Consider the following 11,794-nt stretch of genomic DNA (forward strand, 5'->3'; position numbering starts at 1 on the left):
ACTTACCGGCTGGCCCACCAGGCTGGATCCGCATAGCGTCGAACCTACGAAGGGGCGTTGGTTCCTGGCGTCATAGTGCAGAGCGTTTTTGATTAAGAAATAAGGAAAACAACATGTTGAAAACCAGGATCAGCCTGGTCGCCTTGGCGATGATCGCCGCGACCCAGGCACAGGCCAATGACCAGGCCGACAGCAAGGGCTTCATCGAGGACAGCCACGCCAACGTCCTTCTGCGCAACGCCTACATCAACCGTGACAAGAAGCACGGCACCGACGACCAGATTGAATGGGGCCAGGCGTTCATCGCCAACTTCTCCTCCGGCTTCACCCAAGGCACCGTCGGCGTTGGCGTCGACGCATTCGGCCTGTACGCCGTGCGCCTTGATGGCGGCAAAGGCCACAACGGTGGCGGCGGCGTCGACTTCTTCAAGCCGCACGAAACCACCAATGCCGAAGGCAACGCCAGCTCGCCGCACAACCTGGCCCGTGGTGGCGCTGCTGTGAAATTCCGCATCTCCAACACCGTGCTGAAGTACGGTGACCAGATGCCAGCACTGCCAGTGCTGCAGTACGACGACGCGCGTCTGCTGCCAGAAAGCTTCACCGGTACCCTGATCACCTCGAAAGAGATCGAGGGCCTGGAACTGAACGCCGGCCGCTTCACCCAGGAAGCGCGCAAAAGCGCCGAGCGCCGCGACGGTGGTGGCCTGAAGTCGATCAACGTCTTCGGTGGCAGCTACAAGTTCACCGACAATTTCACCGCTTCGCTGTACACCGCCGACAACGAAGACGTGATGAAAAAGCACTACCTGGGCTTGAACTACGTCTTCCCGATCGCCAGCGACCAGTCCCTGACCCTGGACTTCAACGGCTACAAGTCGGACATCGACAACAAGTACGTACAAGCCGCTGGCCTGAACGGTGACTCCAACACCATCTGGAGCCTGGCAGCCACTTACGCGTACGGTGCGCACTCGTTCACCATCGCCCACCAGCGCAGCACCGGCAGCACTGGCTACAACTACGGCTTCTACCAGAACGCCGGTGGCGTGGGTGACGGTGGTTCGACCATCTACCTGGCCAACTCGTACTGGTCCGACTTCAATGCCGAAGACGAGCGCTCCTGGCAGCTGGGCTACGGCCTGGACTTCGGTGCCTACGGCATTCCGGGCCTGACCTACAAGCTGGCCTACGTGGTGGGTGACAACATCAACACCCGTAACGTCGCCAACCCACAGGGCTTTGGCGAAGGTAAAGAGCGCGAGATCTTCAACCAGATCCGTTACGTGGTGCAGGACGGCCCGGCCAAGGACCTGTCCATCAAACTGCGTAGCTCGTTCCTGCGTACCAACAATGCCGTGCAGCAGAACGGTTACAACGACGACGGCAACGAAGTCCGCGTATTCGTCGAGTACCCGATCAGCATCTTCTGATCCTGATCTGAAGCATCGAACAGCCCTGGCTTATGCCGGGGCTGTTTCTTTTCGGCGCACGGTTTTTGCTGCAACGGGCATCAGTTCTCCTGTCTCCGGCGCAAAACTGTCGCTACGTGCCATCTGCCACATCCGCGCATAAAACTCGCTTTCAATCGAGCCACTGAGCAATTCGCCTGGCTTGAGGAACGTGTGCAGGTCCGAAAACAACCCGATTTCGCTGGGGCTGACGCGCCGGGCCAGGTGCTTGGGCTTAAGCTCCGAAGGGTGCTCCAGGCCTGCCGCCGCCAGCATTTCGGCCAGTGCGTGCAGCGTGTTGCGATGGAAGCTGGCCACCCGTTCGGCTTTGTCTGGCACCACCAGGGCGCGCTGGCGCAGTGGGTCTTGCGTGGCCACGCCGGTCGGGCATTTGTTGGTGTGGCAGCTTTGCGACTGGATGCAGCCAATGGCAAACATGAACCCGCGTGCCGAGTTGACCCAGTCAGCGCCGATGGCCAGCACGCTGGCAATGTCGAAAGCACTGACGATCTTGCCCGCAGCGCCAATGCGAATGCTGGAGCGCAGGTTCAGGCCAACCAACGTGTTATGCACGAACATCAGGCCTTCGCGCATGGGCACGCCCATGTTGTCGCTGAATTCGCGTGGTGCCGCGCCGGTACCGCCTTCCTTGCCATCCACAACGATGAAGTCCGGCGTGATGCCGGTGGCCAGCATGGCTTTGGCAATGCCCATGAACTCCCACGGGTGGCCCAGGCAGAACTTGAAACCCACAGGCTTGCCGCCCGACAGCTCGCGCAGGCTGGCCACAAATTGCAGTAACTCGACCGGTGTGCGGAAGGCGCTGTGCGCCGCCGGTGAGATGCAGTCCTCACCTACGCGCACGCCACGGGTTTCGGCGATTTCAGGGCTGACCTTGTGCCCCGGCAAGATGCCGCCGTGGCCCGGCTTGGCGCCCTGGCTGAGTTTGATCTCGATCATCTTCACCTGTGGCGAGCGGGCCTGTTCGGCAAAACGGTGCGGGTCGAAACGACCGTCCGCCGTACGGCAGCCGAAGTAGCCGCTGCCGATTTCCCAGATCAGGTCGCCGCCGTGCTCACGGTGGTACGGGCTGATGCTGCCTTCGCCCGTGTCGTGGGCAAACCGGCCCATGCGCGCGCCGCGGTTGAGGGCCGCGATAGCGTTGGCGCTGAGCGCGCCAAAGCTCATGGCCGATATATTGAAGATCGAGGCCGAGTAGGGTTGGCGGCATTGTGGCCCGCCAATGGCGATGCGAAACGATGCCGGGTCAGGCGTGGCCACTGGCAGCATCGAATGGCTAATGAATTCGAACCCGGGCTTGTAGGCATCGTTGAGCGTGCCGAAGGCTTTCTCGGCGCTTTCGTTCTTGGCGCGGGCATAGACCAGCGAGCGCTGCGAACGGGAGAACGGCAGCTTGTCGTCGTCACCCTCGATCAGGTACTGGCGGATTTCCGGGCGGATGGTTTCGATCAGGTAGCGGATATTGCCGAGGATCGGGTAGTTGCGGCGCACCGCATGGTGGCTCTGGCGCAGGTCGTTGAGCCCGACCAGGCTGAGCAGGGCAGTAATCAGTGTGATTGGCCAGAGCCAGGCATGTTGGGGCAGCAGCGGCAGGCTGGCGAAGGTGAGCAACAGGCAGATGGCGAGGCAGGCGTAGCGGCTGGGCAGAGAGTGATTCATGGGTCCATCGCAGGCAGGATGACCGGGCATAGGATAGGCAAAGGCGGGGGAGGGAAAACCTGGGTAATCGGTAAAAGACTGTTACCTGATTGCGCAGTCCCATGTTGTGGGAGCGGCCTTGTGTCGCGATGGGCTGCGCAGCAGCCCCAGGTATTGGTGTCACGGCACAAACCGCCGGGGCTGCTGCGCAGCCCATCGCGACACAAGGCCGCTCCCACAGAAAAATAGCGTTAGCCAGGCAGCAGTATGCTGACCCGCAACCCACCGCCCTCGCGGTTCGACACCCTCAGCTCACCACCATGGCTGGCGGCAATCCGCTGGGCAATGCTCAACCCCAGCCCATACCCGCCGGATGCCTGGTTGCGCGACCCTTCACCACGCACGAACGGATCGGTAATGGTTGCCAGTAGCTCCGGCGCGACCCCGGCCCCGCGGTCGTCGATATGGATGAACACTCCACTTACCGCCCGTTCCAGCGTGACCGAAACATGCTTGGCGTAGCGCAACGCATTCACCAGCAAGTTTTGCAGGCAGCGCTGCAACAGCGAGGCATCTACCCGCAAACTGCCCACCTGGCCGTGCACCGGAAGGGGTTCTTCGGCAGTGGCCAGGTCCGCACACTGGCGCGCAACCAAGCGGTCCAGGTCCACCTGCTGCAAATTCTGCTGCTCCCCCGCGCGCAGGTAGTCCAGAACCTGGCCGATCATGTCGTCCATCTGCGTGATGTTCTGCCGCAGGCGCTGGCGGTGTTCGTCGTCTGGCAGCCGCTCCAGGCGCAGGCGCATGCGGGTCAGCGGGGTGCGCAGGTCATGAGACACGGCGGCCAGGAAGTAGGCCTTGTCATTGACCATGGCAATCAGCCGCTGCTGCATGGCGTTGAACGCCTGCGCCGCCTGGCGCACTTCTTCCGGGCCATCCAGCGCCAGGGGAGGCTGCTCGAGGTTGCCGCCCAGGCCGCGCGCTGCGTCGGCCAGGCGTCGCAACGGGCGCAGGCACAGGCGCACGGCAATCAGGCACACCAGCAATACCGCGACAATCCGCAGCGCATACACCCGCAACAGGTAGTCGCTGATCAGCACCCAGGCCGATTCGCCACTCCAGCCCTGCAGTTCCTGGCCCTCAATGGTCAGCCAGTGGCCATCGGCCAACGGCACTGCAAACTGGATATGCGCCTGGGCCGTGCGCAGGCCGAACAGGCTGCGCCAGACAATCGGCTGACCGAGTTCATCGGTCAGCCGCACCTTCAGCAGGCGCACGTCCTGGGCATGCCCCAGTTCGTACCTGAGGGCCTGCTGCAGCAACAGCTCGATGCGCCTGCGCCCGCGACGCTCGTCATGCTCCGCCGTGGGCAGGTGCTCGGCGCAGCGCAGCTGGTAATGGGCTGGCGCCTGCAACGTGCCACCGTGGCAGTCGGCCTGGGCAATCAGCGGTGCACTGCGTGCAGCGATCAGCCTCACCGGGGCTTCGAGCACCTGGGCAAAGCGCACATCAAACCAGATGCTGCTCGACATCAACTGGATCAACAGCGTGCCGCTGACCATGATCAGCAGCAACTGGCCAAACAAGGTGCGCGGCCACAGCCGGCGAAGCCAGCGCATGTCAGGCATCGGCCGCGAGGTTGGCGATACTCAGCAGATAGCCTTCATTGCGGATGGTGAGAATTTGCGCGGCCCCCGCCGGCGCGCGGCGCAGTTGCTGGCGCAGGCGGCTGACGCACATGTCCACCGAACGGTCGTCGGGCAGGTGGTCGCGGCCAAACGCGCTGCGGGTCAGCTGGTCGCGGGACACTACCCGGTTGTTGGCGTCCAGCAGTTCGCGCAGCACGCGGTAGTCGGAGCGCGGCAGGGTAAGGGTTTCGCCATCCGGGCGGGTGAGCAGACGCTTGACGTGTTCAAGGCGAAAGCCTGCGAACTGCTGGGCATCCACCACGGCGGGCTCGTCGGCGGGGGGATCCAGGCGTTGCGGGCGACGCAGCACGGCCTTGATCCGGGCGATCAGCTCGCGTGGCTCGAAAGGCTTGGCCAGGTAGTCGTCGGCACCCACTTCCAGGCCGATGATGCGGTCCAGCGTGCTGCCCTTGGCCGACAGCATGATTACGGCCAGACCACGCGTGGCTTGCAACTGGCGGCACAGGCTAAGGCCATCTTCACCCGGCAGCATCAGGTCGAGCACCACCAGGTCCACCTTGTGCCGGGCCAGCTGTTCGCGCATCTGTTCACCCTCGGCTGCCGCTAGCACGTTGTAGCCGGCATCGGTCAGGTAATCACAAAGAAGTTCGCGGATCTCGTCGTCATCGTCGACAACCAGCAAGGTCGTGCTCATGCGGAAAAACACCTGTTCGGTGAGGGCCGGTGGCGCTCGTTACGTTCAATTACATCCCCGTACATGTCGGGTCTGGAGCCGGGAGGGCCGATCCCTAGAATCCTAACAAAAAATCATCTGCAAATACGAAGCCTTCCCAAATGAATCCCAAGCGCATCCCGAAAGTGTTCACCCCCATCAGCCAAAGTGGCAGTCGCCTCAAGCCGCTGGCGTTCTTCGTGGCCGTCGCCATCAGTGGCGGGGCCGCAGCTGCCGACGGCAAACCCCTGGAGCTGGACGCCACGCAGATCGAAGACAGCGCTCTGCTGCCGGCCGACGATGCTGGCCAGCTAGGCTATACGGTCGAGAGCACCCGCAGCTCCACAGGCCTGGCGCTGACGCCACGCCAGACGCCGCAATCGGTCACCACCATTACCCGCCAGCAGATGGATGACCGCGACATCCACACCATCGAGCAGGCGCTGGAAACCACGCCGGGGGTAACGGCCAACAAATCCGAGGTGGGTGGGCGTACCGACTACCGTGCCCGTGGTTACTCGATCAGCAACTGGAAGGTCGACGGCCTGCAGACCCAGGGCGGGTCCGATTTCAGTGGCAGCGGCAATGCGTTGAACATGGACCTGTACGAACGCATCGACATCGTGCGCGGCGCCAACGGCCTGCTGGGCGGCACCGGCGACCCCTCTGCCACCGTCAACCTGATCCGCAAGGCACCGACCAAGACGTTCGGCGGCAGCGCCTACGCCACTTACGGCAGCTGGGACAAACGTCGCCTGGGTGCTGACCTGAATCTGCCCCTGTCCGCGGATGGCCGCCTGCGTTCGCGCTTCGTGATGACCCAGCAGGACGCCAACTCGTTCCGCGACAACCAGTCCGAGCGCTCCCGCGCCGCGTTGGCCAATTTCGCGTTCGACCTGGACGACGCCACCACACTGGGCGCCGGTTACCAGTATGAATACAACAAGGTTGTCGGCGGCGGCTGGGGTGCGAACATCCCGATCTGGTACCGCGACGGCAGCAAGACCGACTTGCCGCGCAGCACCAACGTGGTGCCCAGCTGGAGCTTTGGCGAGTACACCACCCGTACGGCGTTCGGCTCGCTCGAGCACCGCTTCGACAACGACTGGACGTTGGACCTGAAAGCCGCCCAGGCGACTACCGAAGCCTTGAACCACCGGGGCCTTGCCAAGGTGAACTCGGCTGGGCGCGGCAGCTACGGCGGCTATTGGGACCAGGACGGCAGCGGCGCGGTGCTGAACGGTTTGCACAGCTCCAGCGACACCACCCAGCAGTCGGCGCAGATCGACCTGTCCGGCCCGTTCCAGCTGTTCGGCCGCACGCACCAGGCCATGGTCGGCTACAACGACAGCCGCACCGTCGGCTGGTCGCCCCAGTACACCTGCACCATGGTCGGCGATGGCATGGCCAGCGCGCCTGCACTGGGTTGCCAGTTCCGCGCCAACAACGGCTTCCCGGTCACCGACTGGCGCAATGGCGTGGATGACGACTACGACATCATCGCCTCGCGCACCGGCCTTCACAGCAAGACCACCACTCGCCTGCAGGGCATGTACGCCGCCACCCGCCTGAGCATCACCGACCCGCTGTCGGTGATCGTTGGCGTGCGCACCAGCAACTATTCCTCTGTGACCCGCAGCGTGGCTGGCGAGCGCAGCAGCCAGGAAGAAAACGGCATCGTCACCCCCTACCTGGGCGCGGTGTACGACCTCAACGACAACTACTCGGTATACGCCAGCTACACCGACATCTTTACCCCGCAAACCTCTGAAACCAGCAGTGGCAGCAAGGTCGAGCCGATTCGTGGGCAAAGCTACGAAACAGGTATCAAGGGTGAGTGGTTCGATGGCCGTCTGAACGCCTCGGCGGCGTACTTCCGCACCAAGCAGGAAAACAAAGCCGTGCTCGACGGCGACCTGACCACACCGACCGGGGCCAGCGCCTACAAGGCGGGCTCTGGCGTGGAAACCGACGGTATCGACCTGGAAGTGGCAGGCGCGCTGACGCCCAATTGGAACGTGTATGCCGGCTACACCTACCTGCACTTCCGTCGCGTCGACAGCGACGGCCGCAGCGACCCGTCGCACTTGTTCAAGGCTTCGACCACCTACCGCCTCAGCGGCCCGCTCGACCGCCTGACCGTGGGTGCCGGCGTGACCGCGCAAACCAACATCCGCGCCATTTCCAGCCCGGCTGGCCAGCCCACCAATGGTGTGAGCAATGGTGCCACTGATGTGAACTGGTCCGGTTATGCCATCTGGAATGCCATGGCCAAGTACCAGCTGACCGATGAGACCAGCGTCAGCCTCAACGCCAACAACCTGTTCGACAAGCATTACTACACCCAGTACGGGTTCTATGCCGGGGCCATCTACGGCGACCCGCGTAACTTGTCGGTGACGGTAAGCACCGCGTTCTGACCAACCGTTCCCACAGGTCTGCGCGCGGTCCCTGTGGGAGCGGGCTTGCCCCGCGAACACGGGCGAAGCCCGTGCCATCCAACACGGTGTCGGTTTGGGGGGAAGCCCGCTCCCAACCGGCCCTCTCTCAGCTGGGCTTTGCCGCGTGCCCTGTATCAACCGGCTTCTCCAAATGGCCCTCGAAGCTATCCCAATCTTCGCCAAACAGCTCCACCGGATGCATGGTCCGGTCTGCGCCATTGCCACAGGCTAGCGCCTTGGCAGGGCAGTACAGGTCGCAACCCCAGCAGATACGCTCGGGGTGGCGAGGGTTTGTGGGGAATCTCTTGGCCATGCTCATCCTCCCTCAGGGCTACCTGGTTTGAACGTAAACCCCTGGCCAAGCTTATGGCTTGATCGGCATCAATCTCGCCCCATGCAATGGCCCCATGTGCTTGCTGATGGTGGCACGCGCAGCGACCTCAATCCGTTCGATGGCATCAATGATCAGCAGCAACAAGCGCCGGTCACAATCGTATAGCGTTGTGAGCTCACGCAACCGCATGCCAGGCCTGAAGGTTTGGCTGGCATCATTCGGTATCTGAAATGGGCGCATGTGGGGTGTCGGCAGAAGAAGCTGATTGCTTCAAGAAAAAAGTCAGTCGCTGGTGAGTAGACGTTCTGCCAATACACTGAGGTGAATGTTTTACAATCTTGCGAGCCCCGCCGTGGTGGGCTATCGCAGGGTCGATGATGCACCTTGCTGTATCGCAAAGGGAGTTGCTTTGGAGCACCATTCAACCGGCAAGCGCGGCGTGAGCTACGATCCACCGCAGCGGCGGCAACGCACGCACATCCCTTCCATCATGCGCCGGGTGACGCTGGGCGTTGTGGTCGTCTGGTTGGCACTCGTGGCAAGCCTGGGCGGGTGGATAGCGCAGCGCCTTACAGCACAAGAGCTCGACAACCTGTCGGCAGGCGCCGAATACGAGGCCCAGATTACGGGGCGTGTGGTAGACCGCCTGTTCACCGAGATGGCCAGCGTGGCCAACATGGTGGCCCGTCAAAGCGAGGTGATCCAACTCGCCGCCCGATACCGCCATGACCCACCCGGCTTCGCGGCCCTCACGCGGGAGGAGCGCGCTGCGAATTTCACCCGTGACCCGCTGGTGCGAAGCGTCGGTGATTTCATGGATAGATTGGCCAGCGATCTGCACTATGCCCGTATCTACATGAACAACCTCTCAGACGATACGGTGACGGCCAGCAACTGGGCGGAGTCATTCAGCATCGTTGGCCAGATCTATACGGGCAGGGCCTACCTGCTCGATGCATTGCGCACCGGCAGTGGTGAAATGTTCGGCATCGCCCGCCTGAACAAAACCCCCTCCTATTTCGTTGCCAGCCGCATCGACGATGCCGACGGCAAGCCACTTGGCTCTGTCACGGTCAAGTTCGATGCCCCGGACATAGCCCTGTACCTGACAGGGCGTCACATAGCCTTGATAGTGAACCGTCAGGGGCGCGTGACCACCGCGTCCAGCGATCCTTTCATGCTGCGTAACGTGGCGGCACTGCTGCCGCCCGATATTCGCCGGCCTCTGGATGGCGACGAAGAGCTGGGCGAGCCCATGGATATCCGCGCTGTGGCAGACGCGGGTCAGGCCAATCAATGGCTCATTGACGGGCACCCTTATCTGGTGCATCGCCAGCCTCTGAACGACGCGCAATATCAGCTGCTGACGCTGGCAAAGCTTGATCACCTGCAGCCGATGCGTCAGCAGTATTACTGGACCGGTGCCTCTGTAGCAGCGCTCGGGTTGATCTTGATCTTGCTCTCCAGCCGTGTGGCCGGGCAGATGCTGTTGCGCCGCCAGGAAGAACGCTATGCGGCAAACTATGACGCGCTGACCGGGTTGAAGAATCGGCGTGCAATCCTGGCTGCCTTGCATCGGCATTTCGCGTTGGCGAAGCGAACGGGGCAGGGGGTGCTGGTGGCGTTTATCGACCTCGATGAATTCAAGGCGATCAACGACACGTACGGGCACGAGGTGGGGGACAAGTTCCTGATCGAAAGCAGCCGGCGCCTGCAGGGTGGATTGCGGGCGTCGGATGAACTTGGGCGCTGGGGCGGCGACGAGTTCGTTGTGATCGGCTTGACCGCTTCTGTCCACCCGGACGAAATGGCCAAAACTGCAGCAGCGATGCGCAGACGGCTGGTGCCGCTGCTGATTGGTAGCTACGAGTTTGACGACTGCCGGTTCGATTATGCGGGTGCGAGTTTTGGTATTACGAGTGTTGATCCCGCTGCGACTTCGCTGCAGGCCGCGCTTAAAGCGGCGGATCAGTTGATGTATGCCGATAAAGAGGTGCGGCGAGGGTTGCGGAGGGTTTGAGAGGGGTGAGGGTGAGGGGGCATAACGACACTGAAAACAAAAAAGGCCCACCTTTCGGTGAGCCTTTTTTGATACTGCGTATGGTGCCGGCACCAGGAATCGAACCCGGGACCTACTGATTACAAGTCAGTTGCTCTACCATCTGAGCTATACCGGCAATGGGGCGTCATTATAACGATCGTTTGGCGCCTGTAAACCACTTCCTTGCGAATGTTCGCAAAAGACCTAAGTCACCGGCCTAAAAGGAGAATTTTCCTACCAGCCGCGGTGGATGGTGTTGACGCTTGGCTCGCTTTTGCCGGGGTTGAAGAACAGCTTGTCGTTGTCGCAGCCGCGCTTGCGGCAGGGGCTTTCGGTGCGCAGGGGCAGGCCGTTGTCGCCGCCCAGTTGCATGCCGGGGTGGTTCCAGCCCAAGTTGCTGTTGTGGTGAGGCGAGGGGCCGCTGGCGCAGCCGGTGATGGCCAGGGCAAGGGTCAACAAAGCGAAGGATTTGGCTCGGGTCACGATGGTCGGGTCCGTTGGTCCATTGTCGGTTCTGGCGCAACGCCAGACGGCCGCGGGGCTGGCGGGCAGCGCGCGACGTCACTTTTTAATGATTTGGGGGCGGATGATACACCGTTACGGCGGGTGAGCATTAGCCTTGTGTTGCCTGGTATGGCCTCTTCGCGGGTGAACCCGCTCCCACAGGGGGCCGTGTAAGCGCGGCTATCTGTGTAAGGCAATTCTGAACCATGGGGCTAAAAGCTTCAGAATCTGGATGCTTCGGAAGTATCCTACGCGCGCCGCCGAAGTATCGCTGTTGTCGGGGAAGTGGCTCACAGATACCGTTTTCGGGTCGCTCAGGCGACCGGGTGTGAGAGCCCGACTTTGAATAAGCGCTACCTGTCATGGTGGCCGTACGTGGGCAGACCTCGGTCTGGCCGGGCTTCCTTATTCACTCGGTTTCTCACCCCGCGTACGGCTGCCGCCCCAAATCCGTGAGAAAGATTTTTGGCAGCCTCCTTTTTCGTGAATGAGGATTTGCCATGAAACAAGATGAGCCAGTCACCACCGCAGGCGTGGAAACCTTCCTTGCAGCCGGTAACCCATCCCTAAATCTGCTTCGCGTTCAACCCGGCGTTCCGGTGGACGCTGCCTACGAGCATGTCTCGATCCTGATGGGCTACATCAAGCACCTAGTGCGCGAGGGGGATATGGAGGACGACCATAAATTCCTGGGGGCTGCCGATTACCTGTGCGACATGGCCAAGGCGCTGATAAACGATATCGAGATCGCCAAAGGTAAGGCGCACTGAGACTTTGAGAGGAGCTGCTTTGCAGCCCTTTCGCGGCACAAGGCCGCTTCCACAAAAGCCGCTTGCGCCAACCATAAGAAATGTTTATGCACAAGTGGCATTGGCGGCTTGCGCGAAAGGCATGCCGCATCGCTACGCCGCTGGTCTTTGCGCAAATGCCTGTTTTTACTGGCCTGCAGCTGCGACCAGGAATAAGCCAAACCCTTGAAATAGCGCTTGGATCCAACAGGTAA

The 11,794-nt window shown here is 61.9% G+C and carries 10 protein-coding genes and 1 tRNA gene; 4 read left to right on the forward strand and 7 right to left on the reverse strand.

Annotated elements, in window-relative coordinates; genetic code table 11:
* Window positions 1-113: 113 nt before the first annotated feature.
* Complete coding sequence (locus CKW35_RS18990) at window positions 114-1,433, forward strand: OprD family porin (RefSeq protein WP_016484429.1); 1,320 nt, start codon at window positions 114-116, stop codon at window positions 1,431-1,433.
* 30 nt (window positions 1,434-1,463) lie between these two features.
* On the opposite strand, the gene CKW35_RS18995 is transcribed toward CKW35_RS18990, so the two are convergent.
* From CKW35_RS18995 to CKW35_RS19005, 3 genes are all read right to left on the reverse strand, one after another.
* A complete protein-coding gene (locus CKW35_RS18995) occupies window positions 1,464-3,131 on the reverse strand; it encodes an FMN-binding glutamate synthase family protein (protein WP_060518066.1) in 1,668 nt (555 codons plus the stop codon).
* Between the two features lie 230 nt (window positions 3,132-3,361).
* Complete coding sequence (locus CKW35_RS19000; protein ID WP_095116705.1) at window positions 3,362-4,729, reverse strand: ATP-binding protein; 1,368 nt, start codon at window positions 4,727-4,729, stop codon at window positions 3,362-3,364.
* A 1-nt stretch (window position 4,730) separates the two neighbouring features.
* The gene (locus CKW35_RS19005) at window positions 4,731-5,453 is read right to left on the reverse strand and encodes a response regulator (protein ID WP_016484432.1); all 723 of its coding nucleotides are present in this window, start codon (window positions 5,451-5,453) and stop codon (window positions 4,731-4,733) included.
* A 140-nt stretch (window positions 5,454-5,593) separates the two neighbouring features.
* Between CKW35_RS19005 and CKW35_RS19010 the strand changes: the two genes are divergently transcribed.
* Window positions 5,594-7,891, forward strand: coding sequence for a TonB-dependent siderophore receptor (locus CKW35_RS19010; RefSeq protein ID WP_095116616.1), 2,298 nt, complete (start codon window positions 5,594-5,596; stop codon window positions 7,889-7,891).
* 127 nt (window positions 7,892-8,018) lie between these two features.
* Here the strand turns inward: CKW35_RS19010 and CKW35_RS19015 are convergent, their stop codons facing one another.
* A complete protein-coding gene (locus CKW35_RS19015; protein ID WP_024717587.1) occupies window positions 8,019-8,225 on the reverse strand; it encodes a DUF3079 domain-containing protein in 207 nt (68 codons plus the stop codon).
* 51 nt (window positions 8,226-8,276) lie between these two features.
* Window positions 8,277-8,486, reverse strand: coding sequence for an Abi family protein (locus CKW35_RS19020; protein WP_060518062.1), 210 nt, complete (start codon window positions 8,484-8,486; stop codon window positions 8,277-8,279).
* A 169-nt stretch (window positions 8,487-8,655) separates the two neighbouring features.
* Here CKW35_RS19020 and CKW35_RS19025 point away from each other — a divergent pair, with 169 nt between their 5' ends.
* On the forward strand, window positions 8,656-10,266 hold the full coding sequence (locus tag CKW35_RS19025; RefSeq protein WP_095116618.1) for a diguanylate cyclase: 1,611 nt from the start codon (window positions 8,656-8,658) through the stop codon (window positions 10,264-10,266).
* Between the two features lie 81 nt (window positions 10,267-10,347).
* Here CKW35_RS19025 and CKW35_RS19030 read toward each other — a convergent pair.
* Together CKW35_RS19030 and CKW35_RS19035 are read right to left on the reverse strand one after the other, a co-directional pair.
* Window positions 10,348-10,423, reverse strand: a tRNA-Thr gene (locus tag CKW35_RS19030).
* A gap of 98 nt (window positions 10,424-10,521) precedes the next feature.
* On the reverse strand, window positions 10,522-10,770 hold the full coding sequence (locus CKW35_RS19035) for a hypothetical protein (protein WP_023047075.1): 249 nt from the start codon (window positions 10,768-10,770) through the stop codon (window positions 10,522-10,524).
* Between the two features lie 521 nt (window positions 10,771-11,291).
* Between CKW35_RS19035 and CKW35_RS19040 the strand changes: the two genes are divergently transcribed.
* On the forward strand, window positions 11,292-11,561 hold the full coding sequence (locus tag CKW35_RS19040; protein ID WP_023047076.1) for a DUF3077 domain-containing protein: 270 nt from the start codon (window positions 11,292-11,294) through the stop codon (window positions 11,559-11,561).
* The last annotated feature ends 233 nt before the right edge of the window (window positions 11,562-11,794 follow it).

Source organism: Pseudomonas sp. Irchel 3F3 (assembly GCF_900187545.1).
GTDB lineage: Bacteria > Pseudomonadota > Gammaproteobacteria > Pseudomonadales > Pseudomonadaceae > Aquipseudomonas > Aquipseudomonas fortuita.